We start from the raw sequence: 17,815 nt of genomic DNA, 5'->3' as shown, positions 1-17,815 counted from the left end.
TTTAAATATGATTGTTCATATTTTAAATACTTTCTTGGGTACTTCTTTTATTTTTCCAAATCCAAAATACAACCGCAATAACGACTACTCCTAAAATTGCCATTGCTGATTTGATTTCACCTGTTTGTGGTAAAAATGGCTTTTTCGGTTTTGGATCTGGTTTTGGAGTAGGTGGTACTTTTTTCTCTGGTTCAGAAACATCATATTGTGCATTTTTAGGATACAAATGTATCGTAGATAAATAACTTCCCTCCTCAAGAGGATTTTCGACAGGTAAAATAATTAACATTGGCATGGCCATTTTAATTATTTTTTGCCCCTTTATTAACGGAGCTGCTTTTTCAAGTATCAAATAAGCAGGTGTTTCTTCCTTGGAGGTAGCTTCAAAAACTGCCATTCCACTTTCTCCATTACTTGTTTTAGTCACCACGGTATCTACTAAGTTATTCTTAAACGTTTCAGATAATTCATTCGGCTTGGTATCACTAAAATATTTTTGAATTTCTTGTGTAGATTTTTTCACCTTACGCTGTTTTCTAACATACTCACTAACATCATAGATTTCAAAAACAACATCATTTAAACCATATGTAGTTTCTTTATTCATAAATTCTTCATCAGGCATTTCTAATCCAGTATTAGAAACTTCTTTTGGAGTAGCTTTTGGATCAATATACATTCTCTTATGTAAGATGAATTCCGTTTTTAGAACTTCTTGCTCTTCAGCATTTACCTTTGTCGTATCTAATAAACTAAAAGAAAGGAAGAATAAGAATAAAAAAGAAATAACTTTTATTAATTTTTTCATTTTACTCTACCTCCTCTGTGGTTTCGGTAAAAATAGTACATCCCTAGACATACTATTAAAGAACTAATGACTATCGTTCCAATGAGAAACGATCTTGTTCCACTGCCTCCTGTTGAAGGTAATAGTCCTTTTAAAGTGTTAGTTACTTGAATTTCGATAGTATTTTTTTCACCTAAGGTAACAGTCGCTACGTCATCTTCATCATCAATGGTTACTTTGCCTGATTCATTAATTGAAATTTTTATTGGGTCTTTTAATCCTACATAGTTGTCAGGAGTAATGGTTTCTTTTAATTCGTAATTTCCAGGTTTTAAAGAGCTAAAAGTGAATAAATTACCATTAACGTCATCTGCTTGTAGCTTAACTTTAGTTCCATCTGCCAAATTAGTTAGTTCGAATTCCACGCCAAGAACAGGTTGATTATCTTGATCGACTTTGGCAACTTTTAATTCAAAATCTTTCAGTCTATTAATAACTTCTTTATTCTCTGGTAAGCCAATAATTTCTAAATTACCAGTCGTTTCATTTTGTTTAACTTCAATTTGAATTGGCTTAATAGGTTCATATCCTTCTAAACTTGTTTTTTCCGTTAAAACATATTTACCAATCGGTACTGCATCAAACATTACTTTTCCATCTTTATCAGAAGTAACTTCTTGAATAATTTCTGTTTTACCTTCTGTGGAAAGTGTAAATACAACTCCTTCAAGTTTCTCTCTTCCACCGTTGACTTTTATAAATTCAATTGGTATAAACATTAACTTATTCCTGATAGTAATTAATTTATTTTCTGTATTTACGTTAACTTGTTCCTTATCATAAGACGGATCATGATAGCCTAGTACTCGTTTACTACCAGCTGATGTTTCAACTACTCGGTAATTAATTATCTGCCCTGATGCATCCTTTTTGGCTAAGTTACTAAATACATGTTCTAAATCTTTACCTATTGCATTTTTAGGTATTGTTACTGTCTGACCTGTTACTTTTGTCCAATTACCTGAACCAACTTTTGATTCAAGTTGAATCGTAATATCTTGTCTTTTATTCCAATGATTTTCATCATCTTGCCAATCTTTAATAATCGGTAAATCAAATACATCTGCACGAACAGATGGGACAGCAAAACTAACTGACTCATCATAATTAAAGGCTTTTGCAGAAGTTGGCCCATTAGCCGGATAGAATTTACCATCTCGGTATTCTTCCTTCAATTCAACTGTGTAAGTAAAGCGAATTCCTGTCCGCTCAGATTCTGAACCTGAAAGATTTATTTCAGATAATTTAATTGTATTATCCTCAAATTTTGCATTAGTTTTGACAGTTTGTGCATAGACTGGAAAGTTAGGTTCATTTTCTCCAATAACTTGAAGAACATTTGGTGTTCCATCTTTAAGAGTCAATGCATCAAATCGAATACTAGAGACTTTACCGCCAACAAGGTCTACGTATTGACTCATTGGATCTGTGGCTGTTCCAAGAGTAAATACATCCTCATACCCACGAATAACTCGTGAAATAGATTCAATCGCTTTATTTAAGTCTGATTCACTTTGAGCATCAAACTGACCATCTTTACCAATTGCTGCTAAAGTTCCTGGGATGTATGTTCCAGTTGCTCCTAAACCTATTGAGTATTTACTAAAATCATTAACATTAGGATAGTAAGCACTGTTATAAATTCTATTGTTCAAATAAGAAATTGTTCCATTATATGAGTCTCTAGGATTGTTTCCAGACTCACTTCCGTCTCCTAAGAATTTCCCAGTTGCTAATTTAAAGACTCTTTTCCCTGCTGGATTAGTTACAACAGCATCTGAAATCCCTTGAGGATTTGTTGTCCTTGGATAAAAGGTTGCCATTCCATCTGTTAAAACAATTAAGAACTTTTTCGCTTCAGGACGAGCATTTTCCTGTAAAATTTTCGTTCCAAGTTCAACCCCCATATAGGTTGGTGTACCACTAGTAGTTGGATTAGTTGTAATAATAGTATTGTTCATAAAAGTAGTCGCATTGGTTGTAAAAGGGCTGCCATTAAAATTAGAGTTCTCTGCCCAAACGGCCGTGTTACCACTACTACTATTCCAATCTGAACCAAATGACACAGCAGATAAACGAACATCATTACCTTGTGCTAATAATGATTTTGAAAGTTTATCTAGTGATCGTTTAGTCATTTGCCATCTAGAATTATAATTATCAAAACCAACATCAGTTCCACTTATATTTTTTTGCATACTCCCAGACTTATCAATTACAAATACCACATCAACTGGTTTAGCAACTTCTGAAGCACCAGAAATAACATCTACAGAAATGTCAAATTGATTGGGATTTGTTGTTGGTTTAACTATTTTTTTAGTTAATACACTACTTCTTTCATCATTCTTATTTGGATTAGGGTGTCTGTGATATCCATTTAAGAAACTATTAGCCCCACCAATAATATTTTTGTTAGCTGGTGGACCATTATATGCTTTCCCATAATCAAAATTACGTGTTGTATCCTCCTGATTAGTATTGATAGTCGAACCGTTTAAAAACTGATTGGTCCAACTTTCAGGAAACACACCTTCATTTGTACTACTATAATTAAATGGATCTTGATATGGTATGGTTGCACGAAGATTTGGTACTGCCAATGAACGAAGTGCGATTGGCTGATTAATTGTATCGACTCCATCTTCCTTCAATAGCGATTCACTAACATCTAAATTATTTTCCATTTCATTTGATGATTCACTAGTAGATTCGGCGTTTAGAAATTCTAGTAAGTGAGGACCTTGTAATTCTTGTGACAAAATATTATCAGTCTCTTCCGTATCAACTTGGACTTCTAGAAATAATTCTGACAAGTCTTCTTCTGTTACTAAAGAAATTGTTCCATTACTAGTTTTATTGGCATCCTCTTCAATAAACCATTCTTTATCTTGTTGCCAGTTTTTCACTTTAGGAAAGACGACTTCTTTCTCACTTGAGATCAAATGAAATTTTAGCCGTTGGTTTTCTTTGGCTTCTTTACTGTAATCGATTGTCCAGAATACACCTTTATCAGTTAGCTTATGAGTTACATCAATTTTTAATTCATTACTATTAATAATAGATTGCGTATCACTTGATGTATCCGCTGCTGAAACGGAAGGTATAAAAACACCTAAAACAATCGCAAATAAAGATAACCATGTGATTAATTTTTTCATATTCCTCCTCCTTTGGTAAGTATTGAGATCCATTTCTACTAACGAAGGATATGTTTCTCAATTTCTTTTTCAATTTTCTCCCTTTAAGTAATCCTCTGTGCCTAATCTATATAGAAGAAAATTTATTAATTATCGAAAAGTTTTTAATATGACTTAAAAACAATAATTAAAGAAATATAACAAGATAAAATAGCATATTATCTTTTCATATAAACTAGACCAATCATTTTAGTCTTCTTGCGCATATTTATAAGCTGTCCCTAAAGAAACATTACATTCATCTGCAATTTCCCTTAATGTATATGCTCTAAATTTGTATAAAAAACGAATTCTTTCAATTGTTTCTTCAGATACTCTAGGACGCCCACCAATCCGTCCTTCACTTCTAGCCTTATCTAGCCCTCTTGTCGTTCGTTCACTGATAATCTTCTTTTCAGCCTTCGCTATTTCGATAATCAAATCACAATATAAATCATCGGATAGTTGAGACATTTTTTTATTTAATATCTGTAGCTTAATTTTTTTTCTACGTAATAGTTCTAAAAATTCACTCAGTTGAATAATAGATTTTCCCAAACATGATAAATCATAAATAACTAAACAATCACCTTCATGTAATAATAGGAAAATCTCATTAAGTTTTTTATCACGTTCTTTTTCTTTCTGCTCGAAGTCATTATTTTCTTCAGCAATAAAAGTCTCAATTCCTGCCTTTTTTAACTCAATAAACTGTTTCTCTACAAATTGTTTATTGTAAAAATTATAAACATAGCCAATTTTTCTCAACTATTCCACCTCCTTTATCTAACAAAATTGCTAATATAATAACTTTTTAAACTATAGATATTCTATCCACTGTCTATTTACGATATAAATAAGTAGATCTCCCTTAAATTTATCTATACCCAAAAAACCTTGGATAATTATATGATAGTCTTTTTCTAATTTATTTTTTTGCTAACAATTCTTTTTTTATTTCATATTTTATGAGAATTACCCTTTGAAATTGAAAAAAAGACTAAATAAAAAAACACATTATTTTTTTATGTTTCTTTTCATTCTCAATTTTTTTCATTGTGAACAAATACACTTTCCTATTTTTCTATTTAACGTTCTTTTTAAAAATCAGAAAATAAAAAATGATTTTTTTTAGTTTGTCTTTGATTTGTTTTTTTCGTATATTTAAGCTATATTTAAAGTGAATTCTGTTAAGGTAAGGGGTAAATTTCAATGAAACATATACTTGAGCCTATTTATCAACGCCAAATTGATATTTTAGATTATTTGTTGATGTATAACAAAAAAATCTCTTTAAACGAACTTTCTTCCTTTGTAAATTCTTCAGAAAGCACAGTTCTAAGAGATATTAGCTATTTTCAAGAAAATTTTTATGATTATATTCAAATAAACAGCACCAACTTCAAAGAAATACAACTCATCAACACTTCTTCTCAACAAGTAAAGCAAGTTCAATCAGTCATACTTAACAGTTCAATAAATATTAGGGTTATGACCAATATTTTCTTAACTCCATTTAAAACAATTGACTACTATTCAACTCTTTTAAACACAAGTAACTCTTCAATTTATAAAAGCATAAAAGACATTAATCATAAATTGAAAGATTATCAAATAAAAATAAAAAGAGTTAGCCAAAAATATTTTATTTTTGCTCATTCTGAACAGTTACTTAGAGAACTACTTGGGATCTTTTGGGTAGAAATACATCTCTTAGATTTTGAAGAAAGTATTTCTGATTACGCTCAGATTATTTCTAAGTTTAATAATTACACAGACATTTTTATAACAAATCAGCTTATAAAAGACTATTACTTTTCATTTATTTTTGTTTCTATTGTAAGAGAAAAAGAATATTTTTTTTTAACGGATTACCCATTGTCACCTAATAATGATAGTCAGGAAGAAATGGTTAATCGGATTAAAAAAAGTATCCAATATTCACCTTATATAGATAACATTTTTTTTAATAATCGTAATTTCTATAAATTAACTAATTATATACAAAACGATTTACTTAATTCTAAAAACAAAGAAGATAGCCTTCCTTTATTTAATCTTATTAGAAAAATATATGAAAATGAAGTTTCTCATCAGATACCTATTAAATTGTTTATTGGACAGCTGACTTTCTTTCATAATGAACTTAAAAAAGATAGTTATGTCTATAGGGAAATTAAATCTATTATTTTTGATATTGAAAATATTTTACAGGTGAACTTAGATACTTATGTTCCTTTATTAAGCTATATTTTAATTGTTTATTATCCAGATGTTCTTAGATTACATTCTCAAAATAACGACATTATTTATGTCCATAGTTCTATATCTAAACGACATTCCATTTTTTTAGTTTATCAATTAAATACTTATTTTAATGATTATTATAACTTCCAAGTAATTGAAACCTTGGAAGTTGCTAGTATAAAAAAAAAATCTCTTATTATTACAAATAGTCGAAAGTTAAATTTTTCAAATGCTATTATTATTGATGAATACATTACTAAAAAAGATTTTAATAAAATTGAATTTCAAATTGTGCTGTTTTTAAATAAAAAAATCACCTTTTAAATTAACTTAAAAGGTGATTTTTTATTTTTTCTATATGCTCTTCAAAAAATGGATATTTATCTATAACTATATTATGTTCAACATCGTAAACTACATCAGATACAACTAAGGAAAAATCTAAAATAGTTGCATCTGTTACTTCCCTAGTCTCTGCAATAGTTGTATTATCAATAAAAATACTAAAAATTTTTAATTCTTTCTTTAAATAATCTAAAATAAATCCCGCATGTTCTTTAGAAACCTCACTCACGATTAATATAGGCTCAGAGTAAATATAATTCAAAATTTCAGGGTTTGTTATAACTAATGTATAAACTATAAAGTGCTCATATTTATATAAGGAAATACTTGTTGTCTTTTCAAAATAGTTTAAGAGTTCTTTTAATCTATCAAAAAAAATAACATGAGTTTTTTGAATGTTATTAGAAAAAAACACATATCGATCATTTAAAAATGGATATGGAATACGATAATATTTTACTCCCATGTAAACATCCATAAAGATATTAAACAAATAATTTCTCTCTTCATTTTCAGTATTTAGATTAAATTCTTGATAAATCAAATCTATAAATTCTTTTACAATTAATAGATCCTCCCTTTTAACTACTGAAGTTAATAAATAATTGCTAATAAAAATAGTAGATTCTATTGCGTATAGTTGATTTAAATCAATTAACATCTTCATTTGGTCTAATGTTTCTAATTCACTATCTGTAAACTCTACATTATGTCCTGTAAAATAAGAAGAATACTCTATCTGATTACCATCTTTTTCTCTCTTTAATGAGACTGAATAAAATAATGTGTAGTAATCTATATAGTAATCAGATATAGCTGCAGCATTACTTCGATACATCTTCATTAAACGTTTAGTAATAAACTCAAATGACTTCACATCGATGACTTCAAATACATTATTTCCATAGACTTCCAATAAAAACTCCGTCACAAAACGACGGAAATTATATTCACTAAAACAATCTAGATAATATAAAGTTGCATCACTGGATATTTTAACTTGATATAGTTTGAAATAATCATTAAATTCCGTAATCATTCTATAGATAGAAGACTTGCTCGTGTATAATTTATCCGAATAATAATTAATATCTCGATAAGGATTTTCTAATAACTCAAAAATAAATTTAATTATTAAAGAGTCTAATAATATCTTAGATTGAATTTCAATAAAATTTTCTATTGATAAATTAGTATCTATTTTGTCATTACCGTTTTTATAAGTTAAATACAATCCATCAATATTTCTAAAATATTTATTTAATTCTCTCAAATCTTTGGTTAATGTTTTAGGAGATATATTTAAATTTTCAGATAACTCATTTATAGAGTATTGTGTATCATTTTGGATAAATACTTTTAATATTCTGATCATCCTCTTAGATGAATAGCTTATTATATTATACATAATTACACTTCCTAACTAAAAATTATAATTATTTTATAGATAAGAATAATTACAATCTATTAATAACTATATAATAGATAAAAACGTTTATTATAGCAAATACTATTTTTAGTGAGTATTGATAGACTATTTAATTTAAAATTAATTTACATTACTATTATATAGTAACATTTGATTTTTTATGAAGTTTTATAGTTAATTGTTATTCCATATTGGAATAACAGAAAAGCTGTACGCTTTGATTTGACTGGATTTTACTTCTATTTTTTCATTCCCAACTTAAAGTTTTCCCCAGGATAAAAACATTAGTTATAATTATTTGATAAATAATAAAAAAGATATGATATTATGATGATAATAGTATAATTCAAATTAACATTTCATCTTTACTTAAAAGGAGGTATTTTATGAAAACTAATATTACAATCAAAAGCGAACGTATTTCTGCCAATGAATATATCGACTTCCTAAAACGAACTGATTTAGGCTCACAATACCCTAAAGAACGATTTGAAGAAAGAATCGATAAATTAGTTAACAATGCTCTTATAAGTTTAGTAGCAAGAGATGAACAAAATTTAGTAGTGGGCGTTTTGTTTGGATTAACGGATTATGCTTACTGGCTATATGTTACTGATTTAGGAGTGGATAGAGATTACGTAGGCCAAGGTATTGGCAAAGAACTAATGAAGGCCGCTCACGAAGCAGCTGGCGGTGAAAAAGATATTGCGATCTACCTAGTTGCTAATCAAAATGCTGTGCCATTTTATGAAAAACTTGGTATGGAAAAATCAAATGATGTGATGGAATACAGTAAAGTTGAATGGACTGACTTTACTGTTGAATAGGAAAAGGAGTATCTTTAGAGATACTCCTTTAAATTTATATGGATTTTGATTCTTTAATCTTTAATTTTTCTTTCAATTTTAAAAAGAGGTAATTCTTTATAGTCATTCAAATCAAAAATAAAAGCTTTGTGTTCCTCAATGTATCTGCCCTCAATTTGATACCTTTTATCTTCACTCCACTTGTCTTTCATTAACATTTTTACTGCATTCCTAATCACTATAGATTGAATTTTAACAGAACCTTTCTGTTTACTCTCGGTCTTTGAGAAAGGTACTGCTTTACTCGCAATAGACCGACAAGATTGAATAGCGAATATTTTATTATCTTTATCTATTAATGGTCTAATATGACTAGGAAACCTCAAGCATTCTGCAATTGAACGATCAAAACTAATAGCACCTTTATTTATTGTCAGTACATTATTTTTTGGATTTTCAACATTAATTACTTCAAAATTGAATTCTTCAAATGATAAATGAGTCATTATCCTGTTCTCCTTTAAATAGTACTTCTTCCAATTCAAATTGAGTCCAATCTTTATCTAAAATAATAAATCCTTTAAAAATTCCTGTTTTAATTCTCATAACATATTTTTTAGGTTTTTCAATTTTATCAACTTTTTGCTGGATTCCTTTTCTTGGGTTTTTAAGTAATCTTTGAGTTTCTTGCCAATCTGATTTTGAAATTATCTTTGGAATTCCATTTTTTAATAAGTATTTGGGCTTTTCACCTTTGTTTTTCTTTGTTCGATGACTAAAGCAATCAACAGTGTATGTTTTTTGCATTAATACATCACCACAGTATTTTTCATTTCTTAAAATTCTATAAATAGACGAGGAGGTCCATTTCTTATTTCCAATAGCTGTAGGAATATCGTTATCCATTAACATCTGAGCTATTTCTTTAGCTCGTACACCATTTAAAAAATTATGATAAATTAATCTAACTACCTCAGCTTCGTCACTATCAATTTTAATACGACCAAATCTATCTTTCTTATATCCCAATAAATTATGCGTAGGAATAATTGGAAATCCTTTTTTAAATCTCTCTATTATAGACCATTTGATAGCTTCACTTTTTTGCTCACTCTCGGCTTGAGCAACTGTACTAAACATAACTAGAATGGTTTCACCTGTACTATCTAATGTATTAAGATTTAAGTCTTCAATAAATATACCAACTGGATTAGTTAACGTCTTTAATTCTCTATAGATAGAGATAAAATCTAATGTATTTCTTGAAAATCTACTTATACTTTTTACAAGAATTAAGTCAATTTTACCCGCTCTACAATCATCTAACATACGATTAAAATTAATCCTCTTTTTCATTGATGTGCCTGAAACACCTTGATCAGCGTAAATATCAACTAATTCCCAATCGGTATTATTTTGAATTTTTTCTTGATAACTCTGGATTTGTAATTCGTAACTTCCTGATTGAGCTTCTGCATAAGTACTTACTCGACAATATGCAGCTACTCTAGTTTTTTGTTTAAGTATGTCTTTATTTTTGACACTTGAGGGTATAACTTCAACGATCCTTTTGTTTTCAAATAATTCTTTTATTTCATTCTGTTTTTTAGTTAGTATTTTCTCCTCTCTTAAATTTGATTGATTCTTGCTCAATCATCTCACTTCCTTATTTGAAAAACCTAATACTTAGATTATAAAATCACAATTGATTTTTTACTAGTATTATTTTGAATTTTATTAACAAAATAATAAAAAAGATTCAAGATGTTAAGATCACATCTTGAATCTTTTCATAAACTGGATTATCCTACAGACCCTTCCATTTAAAGTAAATGACATCACTCAATCTTTTTACACGTTTTAAATACTGATATATCAAGGTTCTCAAATTAATAAATATCATTGATAATCAAATTAGTGTATTTTCATCAAGGTCAAAATCAAGGTCAAAAATCGGATGTGTGAGATGTAAGTTTATATAGATTGAGAGATGAGAAATCATCTCTTTTTTAATATTGTTTAAATAAATCGAATAGCGGATCACTTAAATCATAATTAGCTGGTGGTCCATCCATCTCTAAAATTGCGTCGAAAAGAGCCCCTCCTTGAGAAGCAAACTGAATATTCCTTTTGTCATCATCAGTAAGAGAATTAAATAACTTCGGACTAAGAACTACTTCATCAGATTGTTTAACAAAAATATTATTTAAATAGATTTTTCTTTCAAAATCTGTTAATACATTCAATTTATTTATTAATGGATTTAAAATATTTTCAAACTCTTTTAACCATGAAATAATACAATATGTTCTTCCATTTTCCGGAAATATTGTATAAAAAAAGTGCCCAATTTTCAAATTTAAATTAGATAAATCTTGAAGTTTTCTACCTTCAAAATCTGTTGTCGGACTATCAAAGGCAATGCCTGTAAATAATACTTCATAATCCCATTCCCAAATTATTGAACCAACTTTTGAAGAATAGTCTTCGCTGATTAGACAGGTATCTAAAATAGATTTATCGTATAAAAAATCCTTAATTGAATGCTCAACACCTAGGTAGTACTCATGCTTTTTACTACTCATAACTTCACCATACTGGTCCGTCTCTTGTTTAGCATGAAGATGACTACATAAACATCTATACATATACTTAAAACATTGTTCTTCTGTTTTTCTAAAATCTTTATCTTCAATATCAGCAAATAACATTTTATCATGGAATTGGCAAAATCCTGTAAAAGTTGTGACTTCACCCCTACCCCATTTTACAAATACTTCAAAAGGATTCTTTTTAGGTTTTAAAGAATACAATTGACCATCTACTGCCAATTTTTTTAATATTTTGTTATTCTGTATTGCGTGTGCTTTTATTATTTTAGTTACACACTCTTCACTATTAGGATGTAAACATTGTTTTATTCTTTTTTGTTTATATGCTTTGTTCATTAGTTCCTTAATATTATCAAAATCACTTTTAGTATAACTAGCCTGCTTATTTAGATAACAACATTTTTTGTACTTTTTCCCACTACCGCAATAACAAGGATCATTGCGACCTATTTTATTTTCTACTTTATATTTCATATCATTCAAACCCTTGCTCATTCAGCCATTGAGTTTGTATTTCTCCTGATGTTGGCTGTCTGCCATACTCAGCTTCAAAACTTGCTGCAAACTCATCTCTTTTCCTTACACTTTCGTTAGCCTCTTCATCAGTAATATTAGCTACATGATCACGTAACTCTTGCTCATCAATATAAGGAACTCCGTTAGCATACTCATAAGCTTCGGCATGAGACATCCCCATACCTACCCCTTCATGATATTTACCATTAACTTCTTGTTCTAAATTTTTATATTTAGGCTGTTCAGCACCGTTATTAACTTCTTGAGATGCTAATAATTGTTTTTCTTCTTTCTTTTTAACTACTTCTTTTTTCTTCGCTTCTAGTTCTTTTTTAGTATCTTCTAATTCTTTATTGATTTTTTCGATATCCGAATCTTTTTTCTTCAATTCTTCTTTTGACTTTTTATTATCTGAATCAAGTGTTTTTATCTTATCTGAAATTTGTTTGTTTTCCTTTTTTATTTCTTCCATGCCATTATTAGTATCAACTAATTTGTAAATACTAAATGCTCCAAACACTACTAATACAACTGATAACCCTATAAAGCTTTTTTTCCAATTCATTAAATATCACTCCTTATCATTATGATACTTTGTAAGCACAAAAAATACACCCTAGAAATCGGATGTATTTAGTCACGTATTCAAAATCTTCATTACCACGGGCGAGTTTTTATAATCTTAATTATTTTTTTCTAACTTTATTAATCATTCGCTTCATTTTAAGAGTGCTAATTACAAAAAATATTAGTCCTAAAGCTGTTCCTACTTGTTGAATATAAACTAGCAAGTTTAATTGCCATTTAATCCCGAAAAAAATTAAAATCAATTCAATAAAAATTGAAAAAATAAAATAAAATAAACTAAAGTACATAGGACTAAAATAATCATCCACGTACCCTGCCAAATCAAGCTCTTGAATATCCTCTCTAGACGAAAACTCAACCATGTTTCCTAGCATATTATATGTAAATCCAGCGAAAATTGTATTTACAGTCAGAAGGTTATATAATAATTCTTTATCAATTTTATTTTTCTGTGACACGAAGTTAGGATTGCCTAAACAAAAAAATATACTTGCAAAAATGATGAATAAACTACTAATAACAATTGATAATTTGTTATTCTCCCAAAATTTCATCATCTAAAACACTCCTTATTTTTTTAAAAACCTATATATTCTAAAATATCTGACTTGTTCAATGTATATTGTTCGATAATTTGTGTCATCACATCTTCTTCAAATTCTTTTGCGGTTTTGCTAGTGTCATAGTTAAAAGAAGCTCTCTTTGCCATAATATCATCAAATAACCTATACTCTTGCATCAAATTTTCATTGTCGTCCTTAGCACGAATTGTAACTCTATCAGTTTTCTTACCCATAGATTGAAAAAATTGTTTAGCATCTTCAAAAGAATCAAACATTGATTTTTTACGTTTTTCAGCTACTAAATTAACCTTCACTTTAGTATGTTTATCATTCTTCACTAATTCATAGTCATCTTCACTCATTCCAGTTATATTTCTATGAGTTCCTTTAGGTATCGTAACATCGTAAGTTATAGAACCAATGGTATCCTTTCCTGCTAATTTGGTTAATGAATCCTTTGATATAATTGTAACCGTACTTCCCCATAATTTATCAGACTCTTTAAAAACTTGCGTGAATAAATCTCCTAAAAAAGTTACTCTTGGTGCACTTTTTTCCATGATATAAGAAACCGCACAAGTCTTTCTATCAATCACAAAATAAGAAAAAGCTTCAAAGAATTGATCCGGATTCTTTGAAATTGGTGATGATTCCAAAGTATCGTTCTCTCGAAGTTGAAAATTATTTATATCTTGCTCTCTTCCCATCTTCCCAAAAGCATATTCATCAGTTATAGAAACCATTTCTACAGTTGCAACATTATCACCATCAGTAGAATTATATTTATGAACTTTCATTGTAGTTTTTTCTGGAAGTTTTTTAATTAACAAATTATTTAAATATAAAATCTTCTCTTCAAGCTTTAAGTGACGTTGGACGGGATCTCTCTGTTCATTGTTTTCAATTTTATACATATCAAGTCTAAAAAAATGAATCGTTTTGTATTTAGTACTCATAATCAAATATCTCCTTTTATTAATTACATTAGCTTACCATCTATTAAAGCAAAAAAGACATAAGATAACAATAGTATCTTACATCTCAGCTAATATAATCTCAAAGGACTATATAGTTATTATATCAGAACTGACGTTCCCTGTAAAATGATAGGTAGAGATGTCAGTTAAAAAATAAGCAACTTAATGTTAATTAATCAAAACAAAAAAATACCCCGTTAAGAGTATTTCAGTGATATTAATTCTAAATTTATATTGATTAAGAGATGAGAAATCATCTCTTTTTAAGATTCTATCGCCTAAAAGTACACTCTTTCAGGAATAGATTTCCAAAAGTTAGTTATCGCTTCATGATATTCATATAAATCTTCTTCTTTTACATTTAAAGCTTGTCCATTAATGAATACTGAGTCGTAAGTCTCTAAGCGATCATTTAACCTACTTAATTCTTTATTATCTTCAAATTTAAAATAATCTGGTCTGCTTTTCCTTAATTTTTCTGCTGCGTCACCATCGCCATGCTTTATCACATTAACAAGATGTCTTAACTCTCTTACTTTTCCCAAACTTTCTATGTTGGATTCTCCTACATCTTTAATTATTATCCTCATTATTTCACCATAATCAGGATACTTACTGAATTTAAAACCTTGCCCTTTTATTTCTTTGATACAAAATGAAACTAATATATTTTCCCACGTTTGGCATAAAATAGTTAAATATTGATACAAGTGATTATAATTAATGTGCCAAAATAAATCTGCATAACCACTTATTAAATCTTCGTAATCATCGGCATAGTCGCCGCCATCATAGTTTTCGGGATTGAAATTTCTAGTTCTATCATCCATTTCTTTATCTGCAGCAGATTCATATTTATCCCATAAAGCATCTTTATCTATCCTAGTATCTTCATACATTTTCAATACTCTATTGTTCAGGCTAATAAATTTTTGCACTTGTGGTTCCCAAAAGTAGATATGTGGTTGCATAATTTCCTCCGTTACTGTATTTATTAATATCATTATACCTAATAAAATAACGGATGTTAACAACGATTTAACCAGAGCAAACTTTCCCTCGTTAACTAGCCAGCACAAATCTGTGCTCGCCTTAAAGTTCAGGGTGGCCCATTTTTGGGCAAGATACCCAAAGGAGATTTCCCCTTTGGCTTAACGAGAGCAAACTTCCCCTGGTTGGTTTTACATTGTAAAAAAATCGTTCCCTATATACGTTTTAACCTTAACATTTCTTAACATTTTAGGTTTACATCTCTAGTATATAGATGTGGACGGTTAGCATTTGTTAGCATACAGAAAGTTTAATTTCAGCATTTCTAAGCCTGTAGGATAGCCTAACCTTATCAATTCTTAGCATAGGTAAGATGACAAACCTCAACATTTCTCAACAAAACAACTACTATAAGAGAATAAAGGTCATGTTTAGTCAAGTTCTCAAGAACTGTATAATCCATTAAGTGAGGTTTTGTGAGGTCCCTTACCTTGTCTAAACCTTGCCTATTTGTTTTGAGGTTAACAAAAGTTAACATTCTCACGTTAATTTACTCAAATTTAACTACCTAGAACCTATCAAAAATACCTTTTTAGGGCCTCGCAAATCTCACACTTAAAGCAAAAAAAGCACACTAATTAAAGTGAGCTTACAGGTACATCGGCTAGTGTCATAACATCTAGCATTACAGTAATATTATCTCATGCGAGAAGTAAGGTGACAAGAGATGAACATATCAAATCAACATATCTTCAAGAAATAGCTCACCTTCAGTTACCTGCCTTTGTACCTCGACTAAGCCAAGCTCTAACGATCCCAATAAACTTTTATAAGTTTTCTTAGGTATCGACTTCTTACCTGGATACATTGGAGCAAGTTTCTCTTTAACATAAGCAGCATCAAAGCCTTTTTCTTTAGAGATGAATTTCAATGCTACGCTATTCTCGTTTGGCTGTAGGTTAAAAATATCAACATCTCTAGCATTAAACGGCTCAATATAGGTTAATAGCTCAAAAGTCTTTCTCTCATCCTCAGACAAGCTTTTAACGATATAATCAAGTGTAGCAACTGTTTTAAATTCATTGCTAAACGATTTGAGACTATCCAGCTGTTCAAATTTCATCTCTATACTATTCCACATCAATTTATATTTATGATGGACGTACATAGGTAAAATAAGCTCGATTGGTTGCTCTACTGTTTCGCCATTTTTTAATAATTTCATCTTATTGCTCCTTTATACTTGCTTATCTGATTAGAATTCGATTAATTGCTAAGATCAATTGCTTAAATAAATGTTTGGTCATATAATAAATTTAAGCAGTGGTTTGGGTCCGAATTGCCCGACTAGGTATAATGAAATGTATGCGCCCTGTTTCAATTAATAATTATTGCTATCACTTTGTGTGGTAGTTTTTTTATTTTAATCAACATTAACCATTGCTTCTTTTTTTAGGACTCTAAAAACTATAACATCTCTTTTAAGGTCTCCGATTACTCCGATAACCTCCCCAAAACCTCACTAACATTTTTATCCTTTTAAGGTGTCAGAAATGTCAGATAATAGGTGGCTCATGCATCAAGCTCTTAATTTTCATAGTTTCGTATATTTTTGTATCAAGTACGGATTTGTTATGGTTTATAGTATCTTATAGCTTTCCACTCATCGAGTTGTTTTGTAATTTAAGTCAGTAAATTACTATCATTCTTCGAGTTTTGTTTTGAAAATATTGGCAATTGTTGGCTTCTTTTATTGTTAATTCAAACTAATCATACTAACATCTCTCGCTTAATAAGACACAATAAGTTGCAACAAATAACGCAACGCAACAAAAAACGTTGCACCCCTCTATTTTATTAAAACGCTGCTTACTCGATTGTTTTTAAAGGGTGCGTATCGTGTTTGTTTTGAAATCATTGTGATATTGCACCTTCTTTTATCGCTGTACTTATCTTTTTCTTAGCCCGATTAATATAAGATTGCACCGTTCCTTTTGAACATCCATATAAATCTGCTACTTGCTGGTAAGTGTGACTATTGGCATAAATATCAATAAAAGTCTGTTGCTCTTTGTCTGTAAGTAATTTCAAAGCATTATCTATCGTTTCAATTTGAGATGGCTTTAAATCATCATCATTTTCCCCACCAATAAGAACTACTGCATCTTTATGATACTGAGTAACTAAAGACACATCCGCCCAATACTCAGTGCGTTGCTCATAGGAACGTTGTGATATATCCCTGTTTGGTGGCTTCTCATGACCATTTTTTAACCAAAATAGAGAATACTCAAGAGATGAAATCATGCCACTTATGGTCTTTTTATCAGGATGCTCTGGATCCATTACTTTATATCTTGCTCTCAGATTTGAGAGTGCAATTTTATATGAATTAATAATAAGTTCGTTATCTGTCAACACTCTTCCTCCTACGACAACAAAAAAAGAGGACACCTCAACAAACGTATTTCTACGCTGTTAAGATGTCCTCCAAGTTCTTTGGTTGGACTGTATTTAATTACTTGTAATCTGGTAGCTCCTCGAATCTTGTGGCATCTCTGACACTTTCAACTCTTATCGGTATACCATCTTTTATTTTTATAATGATTTCCCCATAGTTTGGTATTACTACTAACTTCTTCACACCATTTTTTATAAGAATAACGCCATTCTCAGACTCTCTAAATCCCTTATCTATCATGCTTTACTCCCTTTA

Annotated in this window: 16 protein-coding genes; 2 read left to right on the top strand and 14 right to left on the bottom strand. The window is 29.5% G+C overall.

Translation table 11 applies throughout. The annotated features are described in order from the left end of the window. Positions 1–22: 22 nt before the first annotated feature. The 3 genes from ACODH8_RS02370 to ACODH8_RS02360 all read right to left on the bottom strand — a co-directional run bounded on the left by ACODH8_RS02370 (position 23) and on the right by ACODH8_RS02360 (position 4,794). Positions 23–808 (bottom strand): pilin N-terminal domain-containing protein, encoded by a 786-nt coding sequence (locus tag ACODH8_RS02370; RefSeq protein WP_332465421.1) that lies wholly within the window; start codon positions 806–808, stop codon positions 23–25. After that, a complete protein-coding gene (locus ACODH8_RS02365; RefSeq protein ID WP_420517491.1) occupies positions 805–4,008 on the bottom strand; it encodes a SpaA isopeptide-forming pilin-related protein in 3,204 nt (1,067 codons plus the stop codon). Before ACODH8_RS02365 ends, ACODH8_RS02370 begins: the two co-directional genes overlap by 4 nt. A 228-nt stretch (positions 4,009–4,236) precedes the next feature. Next, on the bottom strand, positions 4,237–4,794 hold the full coding sequence (locus ACODH8_RS02360; RefSeq protein ID WP_332465423.1) for a recombinase family protein: 558 nt from the start codon (positions 4,792–4,794) through the stop codon (positions 4,237–4,239). 444 nt (positions 4,795–5,238) lie between these two features. On the opposite strand from ACODH8_RS02360, the gene ACODH8_RS02355 reads away from it, so the two are divergent. Continuing rightward, positions 5,239–6,597: a helix-turn-helix domain-containing protein gene (locus ACODH8_RS02355; RefSeq protein WP_332465424.1), complete on the top strand. Its 1,359-nt coding sequence runs from the start codon at positions 5,239–5,241 to the stop codon at positions 6,595–6,597. 1 nt (position 6,598) lies between these two features. On the opposite strand, the gene ACODH8_RS02350 is transcribed toward ACODH8_RS02355, so the two are convergent. Next, on the bottom strand, positions 6,599–7,993 hold the full coding sequence (locus tag ACODH8_RS02350) for a helix-turn-helix domain-containing protein (protein ID WP_420517490.1): 1,395 nt from the start codon (positions 7,991–7,993) through the stop codon (positions 6,599–6,601). Between the two features lie 440 nt (positions 7,994–8,433). On the opposite strand from ACODH8_RS02350, the gene ACODH8_RS02345 reads away from it, so the two are divergent. After that, positions 8,434–8,874 carry a GNAT family N-acetyltransferase gene (locus tag ACODH8_RS02345; RefSeq protein WP_332465426.1) on the top strand — a complete coding sequence of 147 codons (441 nt, stop codon included), beginning with the start codon at positions 8,434–8,436 and terminating at the stop codon, positions 8,872–8,874. Between the two features lie 53 nt (positions 8,875–8,927). On the opposite strand, the gene ACODH8_RS02340 is transcribed toward ACODH8_RS02345, so the two are convergent. The 10 genes from ACODH8_RS02340 to ACODH8_RS02295 form a co-directional block, all read right to left on the bottom strand. Next, entirely contained in the window at positions 8,928–9,359 is a 432-nt protein-coding gene (locus ACODH8_RS02340; protein ID WP_332465427.1) for a hypothetical protein, read from the bottom strand. Beyond that, complete coding sequence (locus tag ACODH8_RS02335) at positions 9,340–10,506, bottom strand: recombinase family protein (protein ID WP_332465428.1); 1,167 nt, start codon at positions 10,504–10,506, stop codon at positions 9,340–9,342. Before ACODH8_RS02335 ends, ACODH8_RS02340 begins: the two co-directional genes overlap by 20 nt. Positions 10,507–10,862: 356 nt before the next feature. Then, positions 10,863–11,939, bottom strand: coding sequence for a YecA family protein (locus ACODH8_RS02330; RefSeq protein ID WP_420517489.1), 1,077 nt, complete (start codon positions 11,937–11,939; stop codon positions 10,863–10,865). A gap of 1 nt (position 11,940) precedes the next feature. Next, on the bottom strand, positions 11,941–12,546 hold the full coding sequence (locus ACODH8_RS02325) for a hypothetical protein (RefSeq protein WP_420517488.1): 606 nt from the start codon (positions 12,544–12,546) through the stop codon (positions 11,941–11,943). A gap of 121 nt (positions 12,547–12,667) precedes the next feature. Continuing rightward, positions 12,668–13,126: a hypothetical protein gene (locus ACODH8_RS02320; RefSeq protein WP_420517487.1), complete on the bottom strand. Its 459-nt coding sequence runs from the start codon at positions 13,124–13,126 to the stop codon at positions 12,668–12,670. 20 nt (positions 13,127–13,146) lie between these two features. Continuing rightward, positions 13,147–14,088, bottom strand: coding sequence for a hypothetical protein (locus ACODH8_RS02315; protein ID WP_420517486.1), 942 nt, complete (start codon positions 14,086–14,088; stop codon positions 13,147–13,149). Between the two features lie 299 nt (positions 14,089–14,387). After that, entirely contained in the window at positions 14,388–15,080 is a 693-nt protein-coding gene (locus ACODH8_RS02310) for a hypothetical protein (protein ID WP_420517485.1), read from the bottom strand. Between the two features lie 755 nt (positions 15,081–15,835). Further along, complete coding sequence (locus ACODH8_RS02305; protein ID WP_420517484.1) at positions 15,836–16,324, bottom strand: hypothetical protein; 489 nt, start codon at positions 16,322–16,324, stop codon at positions 15,836–15,838. Positions 16,325–17,013: 689 nt separating this feature from the next. Beyond that, entirely contained in the window at positions 17,014–17,517 is a 504-nt protein-coding gene (locus ACODH8_RS02300; protein WP_420517483.1) for a sigma factor-like helix-turn-helix DNA-binding protein, read from the bottom strand. 100 nt (positions 17,518–17,617) lie between these two features. Next, on the bottom strand, positions 17,618–17,800 hold the full coding sequence (locus tag ACODH8_RS02295) for a hypothetical protein (RefSeq protein ID WP_420517482.1): 183 nt from the start codon (positions 17,798–17,800) through the stop codon (positions 17,618–17,620). Positions 17,801–17,815: the final 15 nt, after the last annotated feature.

It is taken from the genome of Vagococcus fluvialis, assembly GCF_048815235.1.
GTDB lineage: Bacteria > Bacillota > Bacilli > Lactobacillales > Vagococcaceae > Vagococcus.
The sequence above is the reverse complement of the archived record's forward strand: the minus strand, read 5'-3'. Positions and strand labels throughout refer to the sequence as shown.